This is a genomic window from Exiguobacterium sp., assembly GCF_020832205.1.
Lineage (GTDB): Bacteria > Bacillota > Bacilli > Exiguobacteriales > Exiguobacteriaceae > Exiguobacterium.
Map to the genome: position 1 here is coordinate 59,130 of NZ_JAFIFD010000003.1, position 24,225 is coordinate 83,354.

The window sequence follows — 24,225 nt, forward strand, 5'->3', positions numbered from 1 at the left end:
GGAGGAATCCTGATGAATCAGGAAGCAGAGATCATACAAGCGCTACAAGCTGCTGCATCTCTGACTCCGACCCTCACTGTTAAACAATATCAACTATGGAGCCGAGGACGAGCTGTTCCAACTGTGCTCGACATTCTAGACATTTACGATTCCTGGCCAGAGGCGCTAGATGCTGCTGGCGTATCAGGAAGCCAAAAAATATATACACAACACGAGTTGGTGACGGCACTTCGACAAGCTCTACAAGAAGACGGGAAGCTGACGAGCACGAGTTATCGACAATGGGCAGACAGTCGAGGTGCTCCTTCTTTAGGCGATATTATTTCGTATTTTGGGTCATGGAGTCTCGCCGTGAAAAAGGCAGAGCGAGCGGTCGATCCACGTTATGTTATGCAACCAGAACGAGAGAAAGCAGAAATGATTCAAGCTTTATTGGAAGCCTCACAAATTCTTCATCCATTTAATGCAGAGACGTATCAGAAGTGGGCGAAACAACAAAAACGCCCCAGTGTCGCAAAAGTTGCCAGACGATTTGGATCGTGGCATGACGCGCTAGATGATCTTGAATTGGACGATGAAACTTGCCACGTCAAATGAATTATGAGAGTCATGAATATGAGGAAAAGAAGGTGTAGCCATGAAGCGTCCAATCGTACTATGTATTGGAGAAGATTGGAGTTCAGCTTACGTCTATCATGCAATTCGGAATTTAGGAGTGACTCACGTTCTCATGGAGAGTGGACCGTCATCATCTAGTACCAATTCCTACAAAGAACTAGCATATGACATGTATCGTCGTTTGTCTTATCCGATTTTCCATCTATCCAGTAAATCACGAATCAAGGAACTGAAGCGACGTTATCCGTTAAACGATCAGCCGATTCCAATGCATCATATTTTGAAAGTGACGTCATTGAACGATGCGCGGGCGAAGATGTGGCTCGACCGCCTCATGCCGGAACTCGTCATCGTTCATGAGACCGGTCCGATCGAGCCGGAAGTACTCAACCGGATCGACTGTCCCGTGTTGACGGTACGGCCATCGATGGCGGCAGGACAACTCGAGGCGTACTGGGCGTTCCGAGCCAAACCGGACGTCTGTGAAGTGCGGATCGAACAGTGGACGGAGCGGGGATGGAGCGTCCTCGACCGGGCCGTCCTCTACATCGGCGGGACCGATAACTTCGCGACGTACCCGTACTTACAACTGTCGGTCGGACTCCCGCTCCTGCGGCGGCAAATCGAGGCAATGTTGGAAGAAGGCGTTTATGACCGGAGAATCGATTAACAGGCCAAAGCACACTGCTTTGGCCTGTTAATCGTTAGCTGTTCGTGATGCAATAATGTTGGATCGCGTCATTGTAGTAGACGGCGAGACCGGGGGCGTACTTGTCGTAGAAAGCGGTGAACCGCTCATCCGAGACATACATCTGACCGAGTCCGCTGAACATGTCGAGCGAGCAGTCGTAGAAATGGTCATGAATGAATTGATGGTTCGACCAGACCGCTCGTTGGACGCGTTCATCCTCGATCGGGACGTCTTGACGATACAAGTCGACGAGTGGTTTGATCAAGTCGACTTGTTGTTGATTGAGCGCTTCCCATTCTTCCTTCGAGCGTTTGGCGGCCCGGTCGCGTGACGTCTTGTAAGCCGCGCTCTCGCCCCAGCGTGTCTGAACTTCGTCCTCATGTTCGGCCTCATGTGCTTTTAGCTCATCGAACGATAAGCCTTTGAACAGCGATTTGTCTTCCATTGGAATTCCCCCTTTGAGTGAGGTGAGTGTCGCTTCGGCCGTGTCGGCGAGCGTCTCGAAATAGGCGGCCTTTTCCCGTAAGGCGGTCACTTGTCGTTCGAGGACGCGCGTCCGATCGTACGGTTTCGTTTCGAGCAACTCGTGAATCGTCTCGAGCGGAAAATCGAGCGAACGGTAAAACAAAATGAGTTGGAGCCGCTCCATGTCCTGTTTCGTATACTGTCGATAACCGTTCACATCGCGTTTCGGCACGAGCAATCCGATCGCGTCATAGTGACGAAGCGTCCGCGACGTCGTGCCGGCCAGGGTGGTCAATTGTTGAATCGAATACATGCGCTCACCTCCTTATATACAGCGTAAGCCTTGACGTCGCGTCAACGTCAACACTCTTTCGCAAACAAAGAGAATCCGTCCCGTTCCCCGACGTACAAGAAACCGAATTGAGGATAATAGCCGTTCAAAAACTCGTTCGTCGCGACGCAGTCGAGGCGTACCGGACCGGTCGCCTCGATGAGGGCATGGCGCATCAACTGTTCGCCGACGCGTTTCCCTTTCATGTCCGAAGCGACCACAAGGCGATGCAAGTAGACGGCCGCCTCCGCGTCGTCCCATAAATTCTTATCCCAAGACGTCGGGGGAATCAAACTGACCGACCCGACGACCACCTCGTCTTGCTCGTATACGTACACGGTCCCGTTCGTGACGTCATGACGAACAAATTCGGTCCGGCTCGGTTCTAAATATTTCTGCCACTGTGTTTTTCCGACTGCTTGAAATTCTTGTGCTTTCCTTAAAATCAACTGATCGACCGCTTCAAGATCGGCCTGTGTGGCCAAACGAATCATATAAGTCGCCTCGCTTTCATTTCATTTCAAATTCGTGTAGGGTACACGGTGAGTAAGCTGTTGAAAACATCTTTTGTGTCGATGCACGTTTTTTGTTAAGATACATGTAGTGCATCGTGCAAACGATTGCGCTATCGATACAGAAAGCCAACAGCACTGATATAAGTATATAGGACGCACAGTGAGTTTAGGGATAAGGGAGTATCATTGACACATGCAACTTTTACAACGTGACCAACACACACAAACGAAAACACTGAAACGAAACTGGTGGAAAGAAGCCGTCGCTTATCAAATCTATCCGCGCAGCTTTTACGATGCGAACGGAGATGGGATTGGCGATATCCAAGGCATCATCGACAAGCTCGACTACTTGAAAGAACTCGGTGTCGACGTCATCTGGATTTGCCCGATGTACAAGTCGCCGAACGACGATAACGGCTATGACATCAGCGACTATCAAGACATCATGGACGAGTTCGGGACGATGGAAGACTTCGACCGCCTGTTGACAGAAGTCCATGCGCGCGGCATGAAGCTGCTCTTAGACCTCGTCGTCAACCATACGTCGGACGAGCACCCGTGGTTCATCGAGTCGAAGAGCTCGAAAGACAACCCGAAACGCGACTGGTACATTTGGCGCGACGGGAAACCGGACGGCTCGAAACCGAACAACTGGGAGTCGATCTTTGGCGGCTCAGCGTGGGAGTTCGATGAGACGACAGAGCAGTATTTCTTACACGTCTTCTCGAAGAAACAGCCGGACTTGAACTGGGAAAACGCGGAGATGCGCCAGACGATTTACAACATGATCAACTGGTGGCTCGATAAAGGCATCGACGGCTTCCGCGTGGACGCCATCAGCCACATTCGGAAGCATCCGTCGTTCGGCGACTTGCCGAATCCGGAAGGCCTCGACTTCGTGCCATCGTTCGAGATGCACATGAACGTCGACGGGATTCACGGTTATTTGGAAGAACTCCGCGACGAGACGTTCAACAAGCACGACATCATGACGGTCGGCGAAGCGAACGGTGTCTCGCCTGACGACGCCCACCTTTGGGTCGGAGAGAAAGACGGCAAGATGAACATGGTGTTCCAATTCGAACACATGGGTCTTTGGCGCGAAGACGCCGAGTCGAAACTCGACGTCGTCCATTTGAAGAACGTCCTCACGAAATGGCAAAAAGGACTCGAGGAAGATGGATGGAACGCCCTCTACGTCGAGAACCATGACCAGACACGGACCGTGTCGTCATGGGGGGATGACGAGCGCTATTGGAAAGAGAGCGCGAAGTCGATTGCGATGATGTATTTCCTCATGCAAGGGACGCCGTTCATCTACCAAGGACAAGAGATCGGCATGACGAACGTCAAGTTCGACTCGATCGACCAGTATGATGACATCGCGACGCGCAACCGCTATTATATCGGCCTCGAGAATGGCAAGAGCCATGAAGAGATGATGGAAATCACGTGGAACTCGTCACGTGACAACACGCGGACGCCGATGCAGTGGAACGCGGGACCGAACGCTGGATTCACGTTCGCGGAGACGCCTTGGTTCGGCATCAACCCGAACTACACGGACATCAACGTCGACGCGCAACTTGAAGATGAAGACTCGATCCTCAACTTCTACAAAGAAATGATCCGCCTCCGTAAACAAGACGAGACGTTCGTTTACGGTAAGTACGACGTCATCTTGCCGGAACACCCGGAGATTTACGCGTACACGCGCACACTCGGCGACAGCCAATACCTCGTCATGACGAACTTGACGGGCAAAGAAGCCATTTTTGCGACCGAGATCACACTTCGCTCAGAAGACGTCGTCTTGAAAAACATGCCGCTCGAGCCACATGATGAGACGACCCTCCTTCACTTGAAGCCGTTCGAAGGACGCGTCTATAAGTTGAGCTGATTCAAGGCAGGGGAAACCCTGTCTTTTTTGTAGTGTGAAGCACGAACGAACCGGGAAAGAAAAAGTTAGCGATTCCGGACCGTTTAGAAGGTATGGTACGATTGGACAGCGGAAAGGGGAATCACTATGGCAATTGAACCGAAACGAGTGCGCGTCAGTCAGACGACGAAAATGAGCGAGCTGGACACCCCAATCGAGCTCATCGCGGATGGTCTCTACTACGAACTGAAGACCGGGTTCATCTTGACGTTCGACCAAGAACGCGAGGATGGCATCGTCCCGACGACGTTAAAATATACGACCGGACGGCTCGCTCTCATCTGTAAAGGGCCGATCGAGATGAACCATTCGTTCATCGAAGGACGGTTGACGCAGAGTGTATATAAAAATCCATATATGTCGATGACGATGGCGACGACGACGGACCGGCTTGAGATTTCAAACGGCCGTTGCCGTTTCGACTATGCGTTATCGATGAACGACGATGTGGCAGGGACGTACGAAGTCGATGTCACGTGGACGTTTGAAGGAGGAGACGAAACATGAACTTTACAGAACGTGTGAAAAAGATTGAAGAGATGTTGAACGAAGATTGGTTCGAGATGCTCGAGACGAACGAGGACGAGTATGAAGAGTGGCGCGGACGCCTCGAAGACCATGCCGAACATGTCATTGGGCATTACGACAACGAGACCGGAGTCGATATGGATGCGGTCGACAAGCTGCTCCAGTTGAACGATGAGTTTCCGCTCCTTTACGGAGAAGACACGGTCCGGCTCTACCTCGCCTTGATCGAGGCGCGGCCAGAAGACAAGTCGGTATACGAACGGTACGTCGATTACTTGGCGGCAATCGGGGACGCGACGCATGAGCAATTTTTACGTTTCCACACGCTCGTCGACGCCGGACGTTTAGATGAGGCGCGCACGCTCGCACCTGAGATGCCGAAACGATTAGGACTCGAAGGATAAGGCCGCATTGCGGTCTTTTTCATACATATAATTAGGGGGGATTGGACATGTTAAGACTCGTCAAAACGTCAAGCGAACAGAAAGAACACGTGTTGGCCTTGTTGAAAGAGTGGCAAGAAGACGGGAGCAACATCGTCCCGACGACAATCAACAAAGATACGAGTGACTTTGACGCCTACGTCAAACGGCTGCGCGACGCGGAAGACCGGGAAAAAATCGAGGACGGGTGGGTGCCGAGCACGACGTATTGGCTGACCGACGGGGAAGAACTGCTCGGGGCGGCGAACATTCGACATGAATTGAATGCGCACTTGCTCAACTTCGGCGGTCATATCGGTTATGGAATCAAACCGAGCGTGCGGGGACGCGGTCTCGCGACGAAACAGCTCGGGCTCGCACTTGAAAAAGCGAAGGAACTCGGCATCGAGCGGGCCTTGATCACGTGCAATCAAACGAACATCGCATCAAAACACGTCATCTTGCGGAACGGCGGAGTGCCGGACGAGCCGTTCATAGAAGCAGATGGAACGGTCGTCGAGCGGTTTTGGATTGAGCTGAAAGGGTGACGACATGGGCGATTGGATCGTAGTGTACTTGGCGGCCATCAACTTCTTTGGCATCTATTTGTTTCCGCGTGACCGGATTCCGTCGAAGAAGTGGTTCTCGTTCTCGAGCGGGATCGCGATCACGTACTTCTTCATGTATTTGCTTCCATCTCTCAATAAACGTCAAGACACGCTCCGCGTCGATTGGCTCGATCTCGCCTTACCTTCAGAGATTTACGTGATCAGCCTGATTGGCTTTACCGTCTTTTACGGGACGATGCGCGTCGTACGAACACCGGATGCCAAAGATGAAAAAGTGGACCGGACCGTCTCGTATTGGCTTCAAGTGACGCTCCTCACAGCGTACATGTCGTTTTCGGCTTATGTCGTGACGGAGACGTCGGTGACGAACGTCGCTCAAATGTTTTACGCGACCGCTCTCGGCGTCCATTTCCTCGCCGTCGGGCACGACTTGTATCGCCATTACGGGGACATTTATTTGACGCAAGGGCGTTACTTTTTCACGGTCGGGATTCTCGTCACGGGCTACGTCGCTCGCTATATCGACTTGGCCTCGCACGTCGAGACGATTGTGTTCGCGTTCGTCGCCGGGGCGATGATTTTGAACATCGTCAAATTCGAGTTGCCGGCCGACCGGAACTTGCACTTTCGTACGTTCGCGCTCGCCGTCACGATTTATGGTGGTCTTCTCCTCATCTTGAAGCACGTGCTCTATTTTTAAGTTCCTTCAATAAAATGAATGACTGTTCATTCATTGTTTGGTATACTGATTCCAAGAATGAATCCGTTTTCATTAAGGGGGATGTTGGGGATGTCTACATTTTTAATCGTCAACTGGATTCTGTTCTTGCTCGTTCTCGGCTATGGCTTGTACTTGTTCGCGTCGCTCGTCTATCAGCGTTACACGTTCATCAAGCTCGGGAAGAAAGCGGAATGGAGCCAGACGAACAAAGAACGGCTTGAACAAGTGATGATCAACGTGTTCGGGCAAAAGAAATTGTTGAAAGATAAGAAGAGCGGCATCATTCACGTCATGATGTTCTATGGGTTCATCCTCGTCCAGTTTGGGGCGATCGACTTCATTTGGAAAGGGCTCGCCGTCGGGACACGCTTCCCGCACGTGCCGCTCGGACCGCTCTATCCGATTTTCACGTTCATGCAAGAAATCGTCATGCTCATGATTCTCGTCGCGGTCGTTTGGGGATTCTACCGCCGTTACATCGAGAAGCTCGTGCGCTTAAAACGCAACTTTTTGGCCGGTCTCGCCCTCATCTTCATCGGGGGACTCATGGTGTCCGTCCTGTTCGGGAACGGATTTTACCTCGTCTATAAAGAAGAGCTCCCGATGTGGGGCGAACCGGTCGCGACGATCATCGGTTCGGCGTTCGCCTGGGTGCCGGGAAGTGTCGCGTTCGCGCTCTTCGTCGTCTTCTGGTGGCTACACTTGTTGTTCTTACTCAGTTTCATGGTGTATATCCCGCAAGGCAAACACGCTCACTTGATCGCCGGCACGCTCAACGTCTGGCTCGGCCGGACACATAAAGTCGGCCGTCTCGCACCGGTCGATTTCTCGGCGATGGAAGAAGCGGAAGAGTCGGATGAAGAAATCGTCTTCGGCGTCAACAAAATCGAAGACTTCAACCAAAAACAGCTCGTCGATTTGTACGCTTGCGTCGAGTGTGGACGCTGTACGAACGTCTGTCCGGCGACCGGTACCGGTAAGATGCTGTCGCCGATGGACCTCATCGTCAAGTTGCGCGATCACATGAATATGAAAGGGGCCGCCATCACACGGAAGTCACCGTGGGCCCCGGCACTCATGTTCCAAAACACGCAAGGGGCAGAGATCGCGGCCGCGGCGATGGACGGGAACATGCTCGTTGCCGACGAATTGATCGGCAACGTCATCACAGAAGAAGAGATTTGGGCGTGCACGACGTGCCGGAACTGTGAAGACCAATGTCCGGTCATGAACGAACACGTCGATAAAATCATCGACCTTCGCCGCTACCTCGTCATGATGGAAGGGAAGATGGATCCAGAGGCGCAGCGCACGGTCGCGAACATCGAACGTCAAGGCAACCCGTGGGGGATGAACCGGAAAGAGCGCGAGAACTGGCGCAAAGACCGGGAAGAACTCGTCATCCCGACGGCGAAAGAGAAGAAGAAGGCCGGCGAAGAGTTCGAATTCCTCTTCTGGGTCGGCGCGATGGGCTCATACGACAGCCGCAGTCAAAAAGTCGCGCAAAGTTTCGCAAGCGTATTGAACAAGGCCGGCGTCTCGTTCGCTATCCTCGGCAATGAAGAGAAGAACTCAGGCGATACGCCGCGCCGGATCGGGAACGAACTGTTGTTCCAAGAGCTCGCCGAAGCGAACATTAAACTGTTCGAGAAGTATGGCGTCACGAAAATCGTCACGGTCGACCCGCATGCGTACAACACGTTCAAAAACGAGTATCCGGACTTCGGCCTCACCGGCGTGAAAGTGTATCACCACACCGAGCTTCTCGCAGAACTGCTCGACACAGGAAGGGTCAAGCCGGACATGTCGGTGAACGAGCGCGTCGTCTATCACGATTCGTGTTACCTCGGGCGCTATAACGGCATTTACGATGCCCCGCGTTTCGTCTTGGAGCGTATCCCGGGTGTCGAGCTCGTCGAGGCAGAACGCAACCGGGAGAACGGCATGTGCTGCGGCGCCGGCGGCGGTCTCATGTGGCAAGAAGAGAAAGTCGGGACGCGCGTCAACGTGGCCCGGACCGAGCAACTGCTCGAGACGAAGCCGACTGTCATCGGCTCGGCGTGTCCGTATTGCTTGACGATGCTCTCGGACGGGACGAAAGCGAAAGAAGTCGACGAGACGGTCGGAACGTTCGACGTCGTCGAATTGCTTGACCGCTCACTCGCACCGCTCGATGTGCCAGAACCGCTCGTCCAGTGAACAAAAAAATCCGCCTCAGCCTAGCTGAAGCGGATTTTTATTGTTTTGGAATGGCAAAATGTCGGAATATGAAAGAAGAGACATGAAGCAGAGGAAGTGATTGTATGGTTGAAATGATGACGGATAACGAGATTGCCTTGGCCATCATCCAAGCGTTGAAAGACGGGAGACGTCCCGAGTTCCAGGACATTGTCGATGAACTGCAACCGTACGACGTCGCCCAACAGTACAAGCTGTTGCCTGGCAAGCATCAAAATAAGTTTTTGCTTTATTTGACGCTCGAACAGATGACCGACATGATTCAAGAGCTCGACCAGACGACGCGGCTCCAAGTGTTGCACCGGCTCGGATTCGAGCGGACATCCGAAGTGCTCGATTTGATGGAGAACGACGAAGTCACGTCGTTCATGTCCGAGCTCGATCCGGAACGGGTTGAGGAGCTGTTGTCGGAGATGAGGCATGAAGAGTCGAGCGTCGTCCAGAACATGATGACGTATCCGGAAGAGACGGCCGGACGGCTCATGAACAACCGCTTCGTTTGGATCCCGCAGCATTATACGATTCGGCAAGCGGTCGACAAATTGAAAGACTTTGCGGCGCTCGCCGAGTATTTGAACTATTTGTACGTCATCGATGAAGAGAAACGGCTCGTCGGCGTTATCTCATACAAAGATTTGATTTTGGCCGATATCGATGACGCGGTCGCTGACGTCATGTACAAACGTGTCGTCAAAGTCGATGTCATGACCGACCAAGAAGTGGTCGCCAAACTGATCAACCGGTACGACTTTATCTCGATCCCGGTCGTCGAGGATGGAGACCGACTCGTCGGGATCATCACGGTCGACGACGTGCTCGATATCGTCATTCAAGAAGCGAACGAGGACATCGAGAAGTTGTCGGCTTCCGGTAAGGCGATCGACTTCGATACGAAACCGCTCGTCGCCGCCTATCGCCGCTTGCCTTGGCTCATCTTGCTCTTATTCATCGGATTGATTTCAGGCAGCATCATTGATGGTTTCTCAGGCACGCTCGAACAAGTCGTCGCGCTCGCTTTCTTCATGCCGATGATTGCCGGCATGACCGGGAACACGGGTACACAGTCGCTCGCGGTCGTCGTACGGGGTCTCGCGACGCGTGATTTGACGTTCCGCCAAGTCATCGCCCTCATCTTCCGGGAACTATGGGTCGGGGTCATCATCGGGGTGACGTGTGCCATTTTGATCGCTATCATCGCCTTCGTGTGGCAAGGTAGTTGGACGCTCGGCTTCGTCGTCGGCAGCTCGCTGCTTGCGACGCTCATCATCGGGACGCTCGCCGGGACGATCATCCCGCTCATTTTATACAAGTTGAACGTCGACCCGGCCGTCGCCTCGGGTCCGCTCATCACGACGATCAATGATATTTTGTCGCTCCTCATCTACTTTGGAGTGGCGACCGCCTTTTTGGCGCGGCTCATGTGAAAACACCCGGACAAATTTGTCCGGGTGTTTGCTTATTGTTCCGCTTTCGTCAACAGCGACGAGGTGAGGTGAGACAGCCCTTGCGTCGTCTCGTTGATGGCCGAAATCGTTTCGACCATTTGGCTAAGATCTTCTTTGTTGCGTTCAAACGAGAGGGTGTAGTTGCCCATTTCATCTTTCACGGTCATAAACCCTTCCTTGACCGCCCCAAGTTGACGCATCGCTTCATCGTTCGTCCGGTGCATTTGACCCATCTGTTCAAGCAGCGCGGCGATGTTCGTTTCGTTCTCGTGGATGAGACCGTTGATTTGACTGCTCAGCTGTTTGGCGTTCTCGGCGAGCGTTCGTACCTCGGTCGCGACGACGGCGAACCCTTTGCCGTGTTCACCGGCCCGTGCCGCTTCGATCGACGCGTTCAACGCGAGCAAGTTCGTCTGGTTGGCGATTTGCTCGATGCTGCGGGTCATGTTGACGATCTCTTCAGATCCGTTCTTAAGTGCCGTGATGCGTTCGAGCGATGTATCGACGTAAGTGGCCGAGCGGGTGAACTCGGATTCCATCTGTTCGATCTGTTGTCCGTTCGTTTCCGTGAGCGTCATCAAGTGACGGCTCATCTGCTCCGTCTGTTCGGTTTCACGTAACACTTGATGGGCCCGGTCGCTCGTCTCTGCCATCGCGCTGCCGGTCCGTTCCATCGTTGTCGCGACTTCCGAACTGACGTGGCCGATATCGCTCAACAAGGCGTCCCGAGCGACGCTCGCTGCCTCGATTTCATCGAGCCGTGCGTCGACGTACTGTTCGGTCACGATTTGTGCGTCCAAGTTCATCGCATGTGACAAAGCGAGCAGCGCCTCGGTCATCGTGGCCGGATCGTGTTGATAGTGCTCGACGACTTTTGGGACGAGGAGCGTATTGAACGCCGAATACGTGGCGAGGAACCACGTGACCGGCACAGAGTAATGGTGGTGGGTCTGTCCCATCCGTTTACGCATGGCGAGGAACTTGTCATCGATGTTCCCCGTGAGAAGGCTGCGGAAATACGCCGCGAACACGTTTTTCAACCGTTCCCGTGTCGACGAGACGCTGGCGAGTTGGGCCATATCGGGTTGTTGCATCAAGTGGTCGAGCACGTTTTCGAGTACTTCATCTAACACGGACTCGACGAGCGGGGCCATCGTTTGCAGTTGTTTGACTTGGGCGGCGGTGTAGCCCATGTAGTGGGCCCGGCCATGAAGATTGGGATCGCTCGGTGTGGCGATCGTCGTCACATCGGGAAATTCAATCGAGGCGGTATACGCGACTGGTGATGATTTTCGGAAAAGTGCCATGTTGTTTCTCCTTTTTCTCATGAAGCTAAAAGTATGTTCTCTTCTATATCGGCTAAATAGTGAAATAAATGAGAAGTCGATGTGTAAGCTTGAAAATCCGGGAATGAGTCATATAGAACCTGGCATATCATAGGTTGAAGGAGGGCGGAACATGAAAAGTATCGTCGTGCTGTTGACGATCGTCAGTGCGCTCAGCAGTCAAATCTTGCCGCAAATCTTATTTCTCGCCGTCATGGCGCTCGGTGACGGGGTGGAGCGCTTGATCCCGTTCATGATCTTTTATGTCTCCAGCATGTCAGGATTGTTGGTGTGGATGTATGTGATCGGTCGTGCCGGCTCAAAACGTACTTTTTTGATGGCGCTCGCCGTGTTGGCGCTCGGTCTCTGTTGCTGGTTTTTACCGTTTTCTTGGGGAATCGAAGTGAGTGCGTTTCTCGTCGGGGTCGGATCGATTGGAGTTGGGACGATTTGGACGACAATCTTGTCCCAATTGAAAGAGGGTTCTCCGCAAAGTGATGGGGGCAGCTCCCTTCCGCTCGTCGTCATGCTCATCACATGGATCGCATTGTTTTCATACACGCTCACACGCTCGTACGATTTCGCGGTCTTGTTGTTTTTAGTCAGCCTCATCTTGCCATTGTCGTTCATAAGAAAGCTACCGCTCACGCGCGAAGCGACGTGGACGTTCTCGACGACCTTGTTTCTTCGGGCGTTTCTCGTCGTCACCGTCTTCACGCTCGCAAGCCGGCTCGTCAGTTTACTGGAAGGGATGCGCGGCTACCTCGAAATCTTCATCTTGACGCTGCTTCTCGTCAGCTACGTCGTCTGGCTCATGGTGCAACGAAAGACGCGGGATTATGTGACGGCGAAATCGACACGACAAGTCCAGTTTTTGGCGTATGCGGTCGGCCTGTTCGGCGGATGGACGTTGATTGGGGCCGTCTTCACGAGTCTGGCCTTATATTCGTCCAACGTTCTTCTCTTTTACGTATTCGTGCCGTTTTTACTTGGCGTCATCGGCTGGATTCTCTTCGGACGGATGCTGCCCGGTGTGAAGCATCCTTATATGTCGTTACTCGTCTCATCCCTCTGCTTCTTTCTTGGATTTTGGCATCCAATCGCATTCCTTCCAGTCTTGTTCGTGAGCGGCTACGTCCAGACGATGTATTCGAGCGTCGGACATATGCACCTGTATACAGCGTACGGTCAGAACAAGGAGTTCGCCGCCCTCGTCATGCAGCTATGGAAGAAGTTTGGGATGGTCGTCGCGCAAGTATCGCTCATGCTCGGCATCCTCGCTTACGGACTGACCGTCGGGAAAACCGTCAATGCCGACTTGTCGTTCGCGATCCCTGAAAGTTGGATGGTTGGAGTGCTCGCGGTGACGTGGACGGTAAACGTCGCCGTCATCACAGTCTATTGGCGTCAAATCGTTCGCAACTAAGTCGAAACAATTTCTTCTAGCTTTTTTATATCGGTTTTGTTTATAATGAGGAGTGATGTTTAACAAGTGACGGAAAAGGAGTGTCCTTTAATGAATAAATCGTTGATCGATTTCGTTTACGAGATTCTTCAAGAGACTGGTGAGCAACCAGTATCATTTGATGAGATCCGTGCGCAAATCAGACAAAACTATACGTTCGCCAGTGAAGAGGAAGAGCTCGAGAAAATCGCGCAACTCTACACGGACATGAACATCGACGGACTATTCGTCAACTTGGGAGCTAACCGTTGGGCGCTTCGTGTTTGGTATCCGTTCGATAAGTCGGACGAGGATCTTGTCATCGAGGCACGTCAACGCGGTGAGCTTGACGAGTTCGAAGAAGATCTCGATGAGACGGACGAAGGAATCGTCGATATCGAAGACGACCTTGACGTCTTTGCAAAAGGTGAAGATTTTGATGCATCTGAGTTCGACACAGAAGATGACGCCGAAAAAGTTCCAGACCTTGACGAGTTCGAGGACGAAGACTTGGACGACGACCTCGATGTCGAAGACGAGGATGATTTATAAGAGACCGCAAAAAGCCGGGCATTTGTCCCGGCTAGGCGTGTCTCTTTTTCTTTTTTGCCGGTTCGTGAAAAAGAAAAAATAATAACTTGACGACTGCATCGTCTCTGACGTAAATTAGTCATGGGCTCGTTTAGCACATGCCGATGCAGCAAAAGTGTCCTCCATTTCAGTGGGGGCACTTTTGCTTTTTTTGTTTTTTCGTTTCCCAGCAATGGGCACTCAAGAGAGGAGAATGATGATGACAAAGTATATTTTCGTAACAGGTGGGGTAGTATCTTCACTCGGTAAAGGGATCACAGCCGCTTCACTCGCACGTTTGCTTAAAAACCGTGGATTGAACGTGACGATTCAAAAGTTTGACCCGTACATCAACATTGACCCAGGGACGATGAGCCCATACCAGCACGGGGAAGTGTTCGTCACAGATGACGGCGCCGAGACGGACCTCGACCTCGGTCACTACGAGCGTTTCATCGACATCAACTTGTCGCAAAACGCGAACGTGACGTCAGGCCGCATCTATTCGACAGTCTTGAAAAAAGAGCGTCGCGGCGACTATAACGGGGGGACGGTTCAAGTCATCCCGCATATCACGAACGAAATCAAAGACCGTGTCTTCCGTGCCGGCCGCGAGACGAACGCGGACGTCGTCATCACGGAGATTGGCGGAACAGTCGGTGACATCGAGTCGCTTCCGTTCATCGAGGCCATTCGCCAAGTGAAAAACGATATCGGCAAAGAGAACGTCATGTACGTCCACTGTACGCTCGTCCCTTACCTTCGGGCAGCTGGTGAAATGAAGACGAAACCGACACAACATAGCGTCAAAGAACTCCGCAGCTACGGGATTCAGCCTGACATCATCGTCCTCCGTACCGAGCACGATATCCCGGAAGACATGCGTGAGAAAATCGCCCTCTTCTGTGATACGCGTAAAGAAGCGGTCATCGAGGCGCAAGACGCATCAACGCTTTACGAAGTACCGCTCAACCTTCAAAAACAAGGCATGGACCAGCTCGTCAACGACTACTTCGGCTTCAACACGCCGGAAGCCGATATGACAGCTTGGAAAGAGCTCGTCCACACTGTGACACACCTCGAGAAGAAAGTGAAGATCGCGCTCGTCGGGAAATATGTCGAGCTCCGTGACGCCTATATCTCGGTCGCAGAGTCGCTCAAACATGCCGGTTATGCGTTCAACGCCGACATCGACATCGACTGGGTCAACGCAGAAGACGTGACACCGGAAAACGTCGAGACGCTTCTTGGCGACGCTGACGGCATCCTCGTCCCTGGCGGTTTCGGGGAACGCGGCATTGAAGGAAAAATCGAAGCGACACGCTACGCCCGTGAGAACAACGTTCCGTTCTTCGGTATTTGTCTCGGTATGCAGCTCGCGACGGTCGAATTCGCCCGTAACGTGTTGAAGCTCGATGGCGCCCATTCGGCAGAGATTGATCCGGCGACGGACTATCCGATCATCGATCTTCTTCCGGAACAAAAAGATATCGAGGACCTCGGCGGCACGCTCCGTCTCGGTCTCTACCCATGTAAGCTCGATCCAGGCACGAAAGCGCATGCCGCTTACAACCAAGAGCTCGTCTATGAGCGTCACCGTCACCGTTATGAGTTCAACAACGAGTACCGGGAAGCGTTCGAGGCGGAAGGGTTCAAGTTCTCTGGGACGAGCCCGGACGGCCGTCTCGTCGAGATCATCGAGATCCCGGAACACAAGTGGTTCGTCGCGTCACAATTCCACCCAGAATTGATTTCGCGTCCAGAGCGCCCGCAGCGCTTGTTCCACGATTTCATCAAAGCTTCACTCGGCGAATAAGCGGAAGGTCACAGTTCACTGTGGCCTTTTTTCTCGGCCCAAAGGCTGAACGTGTCAACTGCTTCCGGTGGATACATGTTGGCTGAAATCCGGGTACACTAAGAGTAGAACCGGGAGAGGGCGATGCGATATGCGGGAACGATGGATGATTTATGGAGGATACGGGATGGCGCTCGTCATGCTCAGCCTGTTGCCTTTCTTCGTCTTGCCGACGCTGTTGTTGCCGTATCAATTAGGGTGGACCGGTGTCGTCTTACTCGCGCTCTCAATCGGCTTGTTGCGTTCGATCCGGGACGGGTCGAACATCTATTTAAAGCAGATGCTGAAAGTGACGTTCAGCCTGTTCATCTTGTTCGTCTTCATCTACTACGTGTCGTTCGGTCTCATCCTTTACGACACGTACGGTCTCGACCGGCTGCTTGAACGTTACGAAGATCAAGCGTTGCTCGTGTTCGCCGCCTTCAGTTTCCTGCAACCGATCGCCTTGCCGGTACCGGAAGCAATCAGCGTCCCGATCGGAAGTGTCGCCCTCGGGCCGTTTCGGGCGGCGCTTGTCGGCAGTGTCGCGACGACGCTCGGCATTCTCGTCATGTACGGGTTTGCCCGCTTTGGCCGGGACCGGGTCATGCGTTTAATCGATGCGGACAAGCTCGCGACGTATGACCGTTACGTCGACAAGTATGGTCTCGGCGTCTTGCTCGTCTTGTTCATCATTCCGGTTTTGCCGGATGAAGTCATTTGTCTTGCGGCCGGGTTCAGCCGGGTTCCGTTCGTCCGCTTCGCCGCGATCGCCGTGTCGGCGAAACTCGTGACTTCGTTCGGCCTCGCTTACTCGGTATCGCTCGGCGAACTGTTCATCACCGGGGCGAGTCCGTTCGCCATCGTTTCCGTGACGGCGAGCCTTATGCTCATCGTCTTGGCACTTATTTGGCGAAAACGAAAAAAAGGGAATTCGAACTGACGTCTTGAAAGGGATTTGGACTCTGTATGTATGAAAGGAAGACGTCATGAATCTAGTAAAAGAACCGGTCATTCGACCGATCCAAGCAACCGATTTAAATCGGATTTGGGAATTGATGTATAAAGAAGCACAGCCGGAGTGGAAACAGTGGGACGCTCCGTATTTCGAACATCGCGCCATGTCTGAAGCCGAGTTCGCGCACATAGCGGACACGTTCGTCGGCCGCGAGGACATGTGGGTGATCGAAGTCGACGGGACGGTTTCCGGTACTGTCTCCTATTATTTCGAAGATGCCGGCAAAGAATGGCTCGAAGTGGGGATCATCCTTCATCAATCGAAACGATGGAATCGAGGTGTCGGGACGAAAGCGCTCACGCTTTGGGTTGATCACCTCTTCCGCACGCTTCCGACGGTCCGGGTCGGATTGACGACGTGGTCCGGTAACGAGCGGATGGTGCGTGTCGCCGAAAAAGTCGGCATGCAGCTCGAAGGACGAATGCGCCAAGTGCGCGTCGTCCGCGGGGAACGTTACGACTCGATTCGGATGGGGATGCTACGGGAAGAATGGGAAGACAAACGAAAGCGCAACGTCTCAAATTGAGGCGTTGCGCTTTTTATAGGTGGAACAGTTGCCGATATTGGAGCGGTGTCATTCGCTTATATGATTTAAAAGCGTTGATGTACGCCGTACACGAGGCGAAGCGATACTTCTCACCGATCGTGCAAATCGGTAGGCTCGTCCCGAGCAGATCGGCGATGGATGCGTCGATTCGGCGGCGGCGAATCCGTTCTGGGACGCTCTCGCCGACTTCTTGTTTGAAGAGAGCGGACAGATAGTTGTTCGAGAGACCGACTTGGTCGGCAATCCATGGGAGCGACAACGTGTCGTCTTTTAAATGCTCTTCAATTAACTGAAGCGTCGCCGAGACGTTCGGGTTCGTCGAGACGGGCGGTGACAAGAAGGCTGTCATTTTCGTCAAATAGTCGACGATGACCGGAATCGCATATAAAAAATCGAGCGTCGTCTCGAACTCATCGATCAACGTCAAGAGCGCACTCGTATAAGTGAGTGCGGTCTGCACGTTCGGATTGTCGATCGGGATGAGGCGGATGACATGGTAGACGAGACCGCGGTAATAGAAGCGGACACTGACATACTCATCCTCCGTCGGTAGAGTCAATAAATCGAGCGTCAACGTCTCGAGCAACTGCTCGGCCCGGATAGGGTGGGCGTTTCGGAGCGCGCTCACAATTTGTTGGTCGAGTGTATAAAAGTTGTCGACATGGGAAAAATCATCGAACAAGTTCTTGTCCCGATGCAGGTGGTGGAGGAATTGACGTTTGATTTTAGTTTCCAAGCGGTACTTTCACTTCTTTCCTCATTCATTTGTCGGTTCGCGGGTCTTGTCGTTTCGTCGTCTGCTTCAGTTCGGCGAGCTCTTTCACGAGCGCTTCTTCGCGAGAGCGGGTAGCGGCCTCGAGCTGTTCTTCGAGCGCCTTGCTCTTTTGACGATACGTTTCAGCGACTTGTTTTGTTCGTCGTTGGTGCTGATTGAGCTGTTTGTTATAAGCATCGAGATCGATTGGCTTTCTAGTCATACATATCCCCCCTTCAAAAGACGGATAAACAGACAGAAGCGGCGTCATACCGCTGTCTCAATGGGAATTGGCTGTCTGCACTTAGCTTACGAATGGGAATGATACTTGGAAAGTTAGGTCAACTGAAAAGGAGGCGTGAAAACGAATAAAAATGTGTCTAAAATGTGACGAAGACAGTCGCGGGCATCACACAAATTCTTTTTGGCGGACAAATGACGTTGACGCTAATTTGTCAACATCGCAGGCAAGCCTTTTGCTACAATCGAAACGATGAAAATTGAATAGGAGAGAGAACGATGAAACGAAACTTGTTGCTTGTCATGCTCATTTTACTAGGGTTGGGGACGTGGTACTATATGGCGGGGGCGGCTCCGACGACGAAAAAAGTACCAGCGCCTTCTTTCACTGGCAAGTATCCGGGCCTCTATTTGACGGTCGAAAGTGAACAGACGAGGCACTATACGATGGCAGTGTCTGTCCCAAAGACCGACCATGACGCCTTGAACGAGACGCTCGACACTTTCATTAAGGAAAAAAAAGAAGGATTTCAAGAACGCCTTACGGTGAGTCGTGGACAACAAGGCCACTTGAACATCCAAACCGATTCATTTAAGACGAGTGAATCGTCTTACACGCTTGTGTTGCAAACGTATGCGTTCACAGGAGGCGCGAACGGTCAATCGACGGTCGACGTGTTTCACTTAGATATCGAGGCGGGGAAATTTCTCGAATGGGGAGATGTTTTCCACGATGACGAAGACACGCTAACGTGGTTCCAGACGACCGTGGCCGAGCAGTTACATAGAAACGAATACGTGTTTGAAGAACTAGTCGAAGAGGCACTGTCTGACCCGAAGACGACGAAATGGATGCTCACATCGTCCGGGCTGACGGTATGGTTCGACGAATATGAAGTGGCAGCCGGAGCGGCGGGTGTTGTGGAAGTGAACATCCCGCTTGAAGATGTCACCCCATACGTGTCGAAACAAATTAGCGAGCAATCAGAAGACAACATCGAAGAGACGACGGTCACGCCATCCCGACCTCCGCTCGACCCGGACGGAAAGTACGTCGCGTTGACGTTCGATGACGGTCCGCATCCGACGGTGACGCCGAAAGTGCTCGAAGCACTCGAAGCGTACGATGCGCGCGCGACGTTTTTCATGCTTGGCAGCCAAATCGAATTTTATCCGGATGTGGCAAAAGCGGTCGCTTCGGCAGGGCATGAGCTGGCGAACCATACGGAGCACCATCCGAACTTGGCCCAATTGCCGCTTGACGGGATTGAAGCCGAGCTCGAGAGCGTGGATCAGCGAATCGAACAGCTCGTCGGCGAACGGGCTAAACTCGTCCGTCCACCGTATGGGGCTAAAAATGAAGAGGTAGAACGAGTCATTGAAATGCGTGGCCAGACTCTGGCCTTATGGACGGTCGATTCGCTCGATTGGAGTCACCGCAACCCGTCCGAGATGCATAAGCTGATTGTAGACGGGGTCCACCCGAGTGCGGTCGTGCTCATGCACGACATCCACGCCTCGACGGCGGAAGGACTGCCGCGCGTCCTTGCCACGCTCGAACGTGAAGGGTACGAGTTCGTGACGATGAGCGAGTTGTTAACGATTCAATGAACAAAAAAAAGCCCGGAGATCGCTTCAGGCACTGAAAAACCTCCGCTTTATCCAAGCTGGAACAGAAAGAAGGGAGATTGGACCGACTCATGTCGGGACAATCTCCCTTTTTCCATATTAATTGGTTAAAGCCAGTATATTTCGGAATGACGCGCACGTACAGCGCCGCCCGAGGGCACGCCGACTCCTGGGGAATCAGCGGGCAAGGCGAGACCCAGCAGCGATGCGGTCGCGATGCGGCTCGCTGCCCGCCCCCAGGAAAGCGGCGTGCCGGACAGGGCGGCTCGAAGGGCGATGAAGGCAGAGGAGCGTCATCCCATCCGGGACGGCGCTCCTCTGCTTAAAATCATTTAAAGTTTTTCAGTGCCATCAGATCGCTGCGGGCATTTCGTTTACTTCACGTGTTGATCTTTAATCGGGAACCAACCGGCACGTGTCGTGATGGCGTTCCAAAGCGGGGCTGGGACAGCGAGCTCGGCTTGTTTGTTCAAGTCGAGCTCGGTCTCGATCTCGTCTTCACGGCCGTCTTTCACTTTTTAAAGCCAGTCCGGATCGATGATGAGCTCGCGGCCGAGCGCGGCGAGGTCGACAACGTCGAGGGCGTCTTCGACTTGGCCCGGGCGATGCAGCTGTCCGACTCCGATGAGCGGGACGGCACCGTTGATACGCTTGGCGATTCGATCGATGGACCGCTCCGTCACATTTTCATTTCGCATCGAGGCGGTGTTGAAGTTCCAAAGCGAGGCGTGGATGTAGTCGAGCCCTTCCTCGAGCAACATGTCGATCAATACGTCGCTATCATCGAGCGTGATGCCCGGTTCCTCGACTTCTTCAGGCGAGAAGCGGTAGCCGACGAGGAAGTTCTCCGCGCCTTCCGCTGCCCGTTTCACCGCCCGGATGACTTCGCGCGGGAACGTGAGACGCCCAAAGACATCTCCGCCGAAGCGGTCGTCGCGTCGGTTCGAATGCGGTGAGAAGAACTGTTGAATCAAGTACGTGTTCGCCCCGTGAATCTCGACACCGTCAAATCCGGCCTCGATCGCACGTCGTGTCGCGTCACCGAACGCTGCGATGATTGCCTCGACTTCCTCGGTCTCGAGTGCACGTGGTGTGACGGCTCCTTCACGGACCGGTGCGACCGCGCTCGCACTCACAGGTTGCTCGTTCGGGACGAGATTCGGCGGTGACATGCGACCGGCGTGGAAGATTTGTAAGATGGCTTTCGAGCCTTCCGCTTGCAGGCTTTCGGCGAGTTGGCGCAGACCCGGGATGAACTTGTCATCGTTCACGCCGAACGCGTTCGGGAAACCTTTGCCGTCTTCGGTTACGTAAGCGCACGCCGTGATGGCGAGCCCGACGTTTTTCGCGCGTTTCCGGTAATAGGCGAGTTCGTGTTCCGATACTTCCCCTGTCGGCTGTGATGAATAATGGGTCATCGGTGCGAGTACGAGCCGGTTTGGCAGCTCGACACCGTTTTTGAAATGGAAAGGTTGTAGCATGCGTTGCATATTCAAACTCCTCCTTCGTCATGATACTTTGAAGTCTAGTCTTATGGTTTCAAAATTGCGAGCCGGAAGCTTTCGGTTCGGCACGTCGCACGTCGCGTGAGCCGTTCGATGGTTGAACGTAGGAGAATAGGGTATAATACAGGAGAAAAGTTGATAACCGGTTGGAGACTACAGAGAGACCACGACATGGGGGGCGAAGCCTTGTTTTGTTGTGGTCTCTTTTCGTATACATCGAGCCGGATTCATTATAGGAGGGAACAAGATGGAAATCAGAAACTTCTCAGCAAAAGAACGAGCCAAGCGATACGAACAATTGACAGGGGAACGTCACGACGTCCTCGTCGTCGGTGGCGGGATCACGGGAGCGGGGATTGCCCTTGACGCCGCATCACGGGGGATGAAGACGGCTGTTCTCGAGATGCAAGATTTCGCGGCCGGCACGTCGAGCCGTTCGACGAAGCTTGTCCACGGGGGACTCCGTTATTTGAAACAGTTCGAAATCGCGCTCGTCGCCGAAGTCGGAAAAGAACGGGCCATCGTCTATGAGAACGGTCCCCACGTCACGACACCGGAACGCATGTTGTTGCCGATGCACACGGGCGGCACGTTCGGACCGCTCTCGACGGCGGTCGGTTTGATGGTGTACGATCTCCTCGCCGGTGTCAAACGGGCCGAGCGCCGACTCATGTTGAAACCGGAAGAAGTCATCCAAAAAGCGCCGCTCGTCAAAAAAGACGGCCTTGTCGGCGGCGGCTATTACGTCGAGTACCGCACGGACGACGCACGGATGACGATTGAAGTCGCGAAGGAAGCGGCGAACCATGGGGCGCTCTTGTTGAACTATTCGAAAGTGACCGGCCTCATCTATGAGAACGGCAAAGTCGTCGGCGTCAACGTCGAGGATCAAATCGACGGGAAGACGTACGAAGTGTATGCGAAGAAAGTCATCAATGCGACCGGGCCATGGGTCGACGTGCTGCGCGAACAGGACGGCTCGAACAAAGGGAAGATGTTGCGTTTGACGAAAGGGATTCACCTCGTCATCGATCAATCGAAATTCCCGCTCAAACAAGCCATCTACTTCGATACACCGGACGGCCGGATGGTGTTCGCCATCCCGCGCGACGGGAAAGCGTACGTCGGTACGACGGATACGTTCTTTGATAAAGACAAGGCGCACCCGCGTATGACGACGGAAGACCGTGACTACATCTTAGACGCGATCCATTATATGTTCCCGGATGTGACGGTGACGGCGGACGACGTCGAGTCGAGCTGGGCCGGTATCCGTCCGCTCATTTATGAAGAAGGGAAAGATCCGTCTGAAATCTCGCGGAAAGATGAAGTCTGGCAGTCGGAGAGCGGCCTCATCACGATTGCCGGCGGGAAACTGACCGGCTACCGCAAAATGTCAGAGACGGTCGTCGATCTCGTGGCGAAACTGTTGAAACAAGAAGAAGGCATCGTCTTCCTCGCTTCGCGGACGAAGCACATGCCGATGTCGGGCGGTCACGTCGGCGGCTCGAAAGGCTTCGAAGACTTCTTGACGAAGAAGAAAGCCGAGTTGAAAAACCTCGGGATCGAAGACGACAAGGCGGAACAACTCGTCCGTCTATATGGATCAAACATTGACCGTGTCACTGAACGGATGGACTCGAACGCGTACGACCTCCCAGAGATCGTCTACGCTCAACTTCTTTACGGCATCGAAGAAGAGGCGGTCGTCCGGGCCATCGACTTCCTCGTTCGCCGTACGGGCGCGATGTTCTTTGACATCGATTTCGTCCAAAATTACAAAGACGGCGTGTTGCGCTGCATGGCGGACGTCTTCAAATGGTCGGACGCACGTCTCGAAGAAGAGCGGGCCGAGGTCGAGAAAGAGATCGAACTCGCGGTCGTGCCGGTGACAGTCGAATAAACGAGCAAAAAAAACGGAACTTCGCTCAAGGGCGGAGTTCCGTTTTCATATGCCGAGCTCGTCGTAATACGCCATGATTCGGTCGTCGAGTGCGAGGACGACATCTTCGTCACTGGTGAAGTAGAACAAGATATACGTTCCGTCTTCCCGATACACTTCGGCCTCGACCGTGAGTGTGGTCGGACGCCCTTCAAACATGACGTCGATCTCACCGAGCGGATGGAGAATCGCTTCTTGCAAACTTGGGTCCGACACTTGTTGTTGAATCGCGTCGACAGCGGTTGCCGCGATCGGTGTGTCAAACACTTCAGAGATGACGCCGAACGTCTCAGGGATGTCTTCTAGCTCGGCATCGATGGACGTGGCGAGCGGGACGTCGTCTTCGTAAAACTCATCGTAGGCGAGAGGGACCGCTTCATTCCCGAACGCCCAAGCGGTAACGGCGACACCGCCGGACATGGCGAGCAAAAACAGCATAAAGCCGAATAATGATTTCATATCGTATCTCCTATCTGTGTCAATGAACTCAGTATAGCAAGCGGTGCGGTGTTTAGGAATCGCTAGAATATGGTATGGAAAGATAGCGATCATATGAAGCGAGGGATACCGATGAAGCGGAAGCGACTACTAGCCACGATCCTCTTTCTTGCCGCTCTCGCCGGATGGTTCCTCATCGACACGGACCGTCTGTTTGCGGACACTTACTACGTCCGCATCCCGAGCATCGAGACGGCGGGCCGAGACGGGGCAGATTACGAATATACGACGATTGGCTATCATGAAGAGAAGAAGAAACGATCTTTCACGTTCACGTCCGCCTCACGGCTCGCGGAAGGCGATTTTTTCAAGCTGTACGTGAAAGACGAAGGAACGGTGACGACGTTCGAGAAAGTCGACGAACGGGACGTCCCGCCGGAATTGAAGATGGAACAGGCCGGGGAGACGGGGCTTTGAGCCTCGTTCCCTTCTTT

The 24,225-nt window shown here is 53.3% G+C and carries 23 protein-coding genes and 1 pseudogene; 17 read left to right on the forward strand and 7 right to left on the reverse strand.

Annotated elements, in window-relative coordinates; translation table 11 throughout:
* Nucleotides 1–12: 12 nt before the first annotated feature.
* A complete protein-coding gene (locus tag JJU47_RS00565; RefSeq protein WP_228615634.1) occupies nt 13–597 on the forward strand; it encodes a hypothetical protein in 585 nt (194 codons plus the stop codon).
* A gap of 40 nt (nt 598–637) precedes the next feature.
* A complete protein-coding gene (locus tag JJU47_RS00570; protein ID WP_228615635.1) occupies nt 638–1,288 on the forward strand; it encodes a hypothetical protein in 651 nt (216 codons plus the stop codon).
* Nucleotides 1,289–1,322: 34 nt separating this feature from the next.
* On the opposite strand, the gene JJU47_RS00575 is transcribed toward JJU47_RS00570, so the two are convergent.
* Nucleotides 1,323–2,087 carry a MerR family transcriptional regulator gene (locus JJU47_RS00575; RefSeq protein WP_228615636.1) on the reverse strand — a complete coding sequence of 255 codons (765 nt, stop codon included), beginning with the start codon at nt 2,085–2,087 and terminating at the stop codon, nt 1,323–1,325.
* Between the two features lie 47 nt (nt 2,088–2,134).
* Nucleotides 2,135–2,599: a GNAT family N-acetyltransferase gene (locus tag JJU47_RS00580; protein ID WP_228615637.1), complete on the reverse strand. Its 465-nt coding sequence runs from the start codon at nt 2,597–2,599 to the stop codon at nt 2,135–2,137.
* A 214-nt stretch (nt 2,600–2,813) separates the two neighbouring features.
* On the opposite strand from JJU47_RS00580, the gene JJU47_RS00585 reads away from it, so the two are divergent.
* From JJU47_RS00585 to mgtE, 7 genes are all read left to right on the forward strand, one after another.
* Nucleotides 2,814–4,523 (forward strand): glycoside hydrolase family 13 protein, encoded by a 1,710-nt coding sequence (locus JJU47_RS00585; RefSeq protein ID WP_300997340.1) that lies wholly within the window; start codon nt 2,814–2,816, stop codon nt 4,521–4,523.
* Nucleotides 4,524–4,649: 126 nt separating this feature from the next.
* The gene (locus JJU47_RS00590) at nt 4,650–5,069 is read left to right on the forward strand and encodes a YwiB family protein (protein WP_228615638.1); all 420 of its coding nucleotides are present in this window, start codon (nt 4,650–4,652) and stop codon (nt 5,067–5,069) included.
* Entirely contained in the window at nt 5,066–5,494 is a 429-nt protein-coding gene (locus JJU47_RS00595; RefSeq protein WP_228615639.1) for a hypothetical protein, read from the forward strand. Before JJU47_RS00590 ends, JJU47_RS00595 begins: the two co-directional genes overlap by 4 nt.
* Nucleotides 5,495–5,535: 41 nt before the next feature.
* Nucleotides 5,536–6,060 (forward strand): GNAT family N-acetyltransferase, encoded by a 525-nt coding sequence (locus JJU47_RS00600; protein WP_409630858.1) that lies wholly within the window; start codon nt 5,536–5,538, stop codon nt 6,058–6,060.
* 4 nt (nt 6,061–6,064) lie between these two features.
* Nucleotides 6,065–6,781, forward strand: coding sequence for a hypothetical protein (locus JJU47_RS00605; protein ID WP_228615641.1), 717 nt, complete (start codon nt 6,065–6,067; stop codon nt 6,779–6,781).
* 90 nt (nt 6,782–6,871) lie between these two features.
* Nucleotides 6,872–9,001 carry a (Fe-S)-binding protein gene (locus tag JJU47_RS00610; protein WP_228615642.1) on the forward strand — a complete coding sequence of 710 codons (2,130 nt, stop codon included), beginning with the start codon at nt 6,872–6,874 and terminating at the stop codon, nt 8,999–9,001.
* A gap of 104 nt (nt 9,002–9,105) precedes the next feature.
* Complete coding sequence (gene mgtE / locus JJU47_RS00615; RefSeq protein ID WP_228615643.1) at nt 9,106–10,464, forward strand: magnesium transporter; 1,359 nt, start codon at nt 9,106–9,108, stop codon at nt 10,462–10,464.
* Between the two features lie 32 nt (nt 10,465–10,496).
* Here the strand turns inward: mgtE and JJU47_RS00620 are convergent, their stop codons facing one another.
* Nucleotides 10,497–11,792: a protoglobin domain-containing protein gene (locus JJU47_RS00620; RefSeq protein ID WP_228615644.1), complete on the reverse strand. Its 1,296-nt coding sequence runs from the start codon at nt 11,790–11,792 to the stop codon at nt 10,497–10,499.
* Nucleotides 11,793–11,943: 151 nt separating this feature from the next.
* Here JJU47_RS00620 and JJU47_RS00625 point away from each other — a divergent pair, with 151 nt between their 5' ends.
* The 5 genes from JJU47_RS00625 to JJU47_RS00645 all read left to right on the forward strand — a co-directional run bounded on the left by JJU47_RS00625 (nt 11,944) and on the right by JJU47_RS00645 (nt 17,202).
* Nucleotides 11,944–13,236 carry a hypothetical protein gene (locus tag JJU47_RS00625; RefSeq protein WP_228615645.1) on the forward strand — a complete coding sequence of 431 codons (1,293 nt, stop codon included), beginning with the start codon at nt 11,944–11,946 and terminating at the stop codon, nt 13,234–13,236.
* A gap of 90 nt (nt 13,237–13,326) precedes the next feature.
* Entirely contained in the window at nt 13,327–13,806 is a 480-nt protein-coding gene (gene rpoE, locus JJU47_RS00630; protein ID WP_228615646.1) for a DNA-directed RNA polymerase subunit delta, read from the forward strand.
* Between the two features lie 238 nt (nt 13,807–14,044).
* Nucleotides 14,045–15,640: a CTP synthase gene (locus JJU47_RS00635; protein ID WP_228615647.1), complete on the forward strand. Its 1,596-nt coding sequence runs from the start codon at nt 14,045–14,047 to the stop codon at nt 15,638–15,640.
* 130 nt (nt 15,641–15,770) lie between these two features.
* The gene (locus JJU47_RS00640) at nt 15,771–16,601 is read left to right on the forward strand and encodes a TVP38/TMEM64 family protein (protein ID WP_228615648.1); all 831 of its coding nucleotides are present in this window, start codon (nt 15,771–15,773) and stop codon (nt 16,599–16,601) included.
* Nucleotides 16,602–16,647: 46 nt separating this feature from the next.
* Nucleotides 16,648–17,202 carry a GNAT family N-acetyltransferase gene (locus JJU47_RS00645; RefSeq protein WP_228615649.1) on the forward strand — a complete coding sequence of 185 codons (555 nt, stop codon included), beginning with the start codon at nt 16,648–16,650 and terminating at the stop codon, nt 17,200–17,202.
* A gap of 13 nt (nt 17,203–17,215) precedes the next feature.
* On the opposite strand, the gene JJU47_RS00650 is transcribed toward JJU47_RS00645, so the two are convergent.
* Nucleotides 17,216–17,959: a helix-turn-helix transcriptional regulator gene (locus JJU47_RS00650; RefSeq protein ID WP_228615650.1), complete on the reverse strand. Its 744-nt coding sequence runs from the start codon at nt 17,957–17,959 to the stop codon at nt 17,216–17,218.
* 25 nt (nt 17,960–17,984) lie between these two features.
* Nucleotides 17,985–18,200, reverse strand: a complete 216-nt coding sequence (locus tag JJU47_RS00655) for a hypothetical protein (protein WP_228615651.1) — start codon at nt 18,198–18,200, stop codon at nt 17,985–17,987.
* 296 nt (nt 18,201–18,496) lie between these two features.
* Between JJU47_RS00655 and JJU47_RS00660 the strand changes: the two genes are divergently transcribed.
* Nucleotides 18,497–19,828, forward strand: a complete 1,332-nt coding sequence (locus JJU47_RS00660; protein ID WP_228615652.1) for a polysaccharide deacetylase family protein — start codon at nt 18,497–18,499, stop codon at nt 19,826–19,828.
* A gap of 392 nt (nt 19,829–20,220) precedes the next feature.
* Here JJU47_RS00660 and JJU47_RS00665 read toward each other — a convergent pair.
* Nucleotides 20,221–21,336, reverse strand: a pseudogene (locus JJU47_RS00665) (NADH-dependent flavin oxidoreductase).
* A 262-nt stretch (nt 21,337–21,598) separates the two neighbouring features.
* On the opposite strand from JJU47_RS00665, the gene JJU47_RS00670 reads away from it, so the two are divergent.
* Nucleotides 21,599–23,254, forward strand: coding sequence for a glycerol-3-phosphate dehydrogenase/oxidase (locus JJU47_RS00670; protein WP_228615653.1), 1,656 nt, complete (start codon nt 21,599–21,601; stop codon nt 23,252–23,254).
* Between the two features lie 45 nt (nt 23,255–23,299).
* Here the strand turns inward: JJU47_RS00670 and JJU47_RS00675 are convergent, their stop codons facing one another.
* Nucleotides 23,300–23,752 carry a hypothetical protein gene (locus JJU47_RS00675; protein WP_228615654.1) on the reverse strand — a complete coding sequence of 151 codons (453 nt, stop codon included), beginning with the start codon at nt 23,750–23,752 and terminating at the stop codon, nt 23,300–23,302.
* Between the two features lie 69 nt (nt 23,753–23,821).
* Between JJU47_RS00675 and JJU47_RS00680 the strand changes: the two genes are divergently transcribed.
* The gene (locus JJU47_RS00680) at nt 23,822–24,208 is read left to right on the forward strand and encodes a YxeA family protein (RefSeq protein ID WP_228615655.1); all 387 of its coding nucleotides are present in this window, start codon (nt 23,822–23,824) and stop codon (nt 24,206–24,208) included.
* Nucleotides 24,209–24,225: the final 17 nt, after the last annotated feature.

What these genes read in the sequence shown, in the direction of transcription:
- JJU47_RS00580 (WP_228615637.1), bottom strand. Translation starts at nt 2,599, where the DNA reads ATGATTCGTTTGGCCACACAGGCCGATCTTGAAGCGGTCGATCAGTTG.
- JJU47_RS00655 (WP_228615651.1), bottom strand. Translation starts at nt 18,200, where the DNA reads ATGACTAGAAAGCCAATCGATCTCGATGCTTATAACAAACAGCTCAAT.
- JJU47_RS00635 (WP_228615647.1), top strand. Translation starts at nt 14,045, where the DNA reads ATGACAAAGTATATTTTCGTAACAGGTGGGGTAGTATCTTCACTCGGT.
- rpoE (WP_228615646.1), top strand. Translation starts at nt 13,327, where the DNA reads ATGAATAAATCGTTGATCGATTTCGTTTACGAGATTCTTCAAGAGACT.
- JJU47_RS00570 (WP_228615635.1), top strand. Translation starts at nt 638, where the DNA reads ATGAAGCGTCCAATCGTACTATGTATTGGAGAAGATTGGAGTTCAGCT.
- JJU47_RS00590 (WP_228615638.1), top strand. Translation starts at nt 4,650, where the DNA reads ATGGCAATTGAACCGAAACGAGTGCGCGTCAGTCAGACGACGAAAATG.
- JJU47_RS00610 (WP_228615642.1), top strand. Translation starts at nt 6,872, where the DNA reads ATGTCTACATTTTTAATCGTCAACTGGATTCTGTTCTTGCTCGTTCTC.
- JJU47_RS00605 (WP_228615641.1), top strand. Translation starts at nt 6,065, where the DNA reads ATGGGCGATTGGATCGTAGTGTACTTGGCGGCCATCAACTTCTTTGGC.
- JJU47_RS00620 (WP_228615644.1), bottom strand. Translation starts at nt 11,792, where the DNA reads ATGGCACTTTTCCGAAAATCATCACCAGTCGCGTATACCGCCTCGATT.
- JJU47_RS00575 (WP_228615636.1), bottom strand. Translation starts at nt 2,087, where the DNA reads ATGTATTCGATTCAACAATTGACCACCCTGGCCGGCACGACGTCGCGG.
- JJU47_RS00625 (WP_228615645.1), top strand. Translation starts at nt 11,944, where the DNA reads ATGAAAAGTATCGTCGTGCTGTTGACGATCGTCAGTGCGCTCAGCAGT.
- mgtE (WP_228615643.1), top strand. Translation starts at nt 9,106, where the DNA reads ATGGTTGAAATGATGACGGATAACGAGATTGCCTTGGCCATCATCCAA.
- JJU47_RS00565 (WP_228615634.1), top strand. Translation starts at nt 13, where the DNA reads ATGAATCAGGAAGCAGAGATCATACAAGCGCTACAAGCTGCTGCATCT.
- JJU47_RS00585 (WP_300997340.1), top strand. Translation starts at nt 2,814, where the DNA reads ATGCAACTTTTACAACGTGACCAACACACACAAACGAAAACACTGAAA.
- JJU47_RS00595 (WP_228615639.1), top strand. Translation starts at nt 5,066, where the DNA reads ATGAACTTTACAGAACGTGTGAAAAAGATTGAAGAGATGTTGAACGAA.
- JJU47_RS00670 (WP_228615653.1), top strand. Translation starts at nt 21,599, where the DNA reads ATGGAAATCAGAAACTTCTCAGCAAAAGAACGAGCCAAGCGATACGAA.
- JJU47_RS00660 (WP_228615652.1), top strand. Translation starts at nt 18,497, where the DNA reads ATGAAACGAAACTTGTTGCTTGTCATGCTCATTTTACTAGGGTTGGGG.
- JJU47_RS00640 (WP_228615648.1), top strand. Translation starts at nt 15,771, where the DNA reads ATGCGGGAACGATGGATGATTTATGGAGGATACGGGATGGCGCTCGTC.
- JJU47_RS00645 (WP_228615649.1), top strand. Translation starts at nt 16,648, where the DNA reads ATGAATCTAGTAAAAGAACCGGTCATTCGACCGATCCAAGCAACCGAT.
- JJU47_RS00680 (WP_228615655.1), top strand. Translation starts at nt 23,822, where the DNA reads ATGGTATGGAAAGATAGCGATCATATGAAGCGAGGGATACCGATGAAG.
- JJU47_RS00675 (WP_228615654.1), bottom strand. Translation starts at nt 23,752, where the DNA reads ATGAAATCATTATTCGGCTTTATGCTGTTTTTGCTCGCCATGTCCGGC.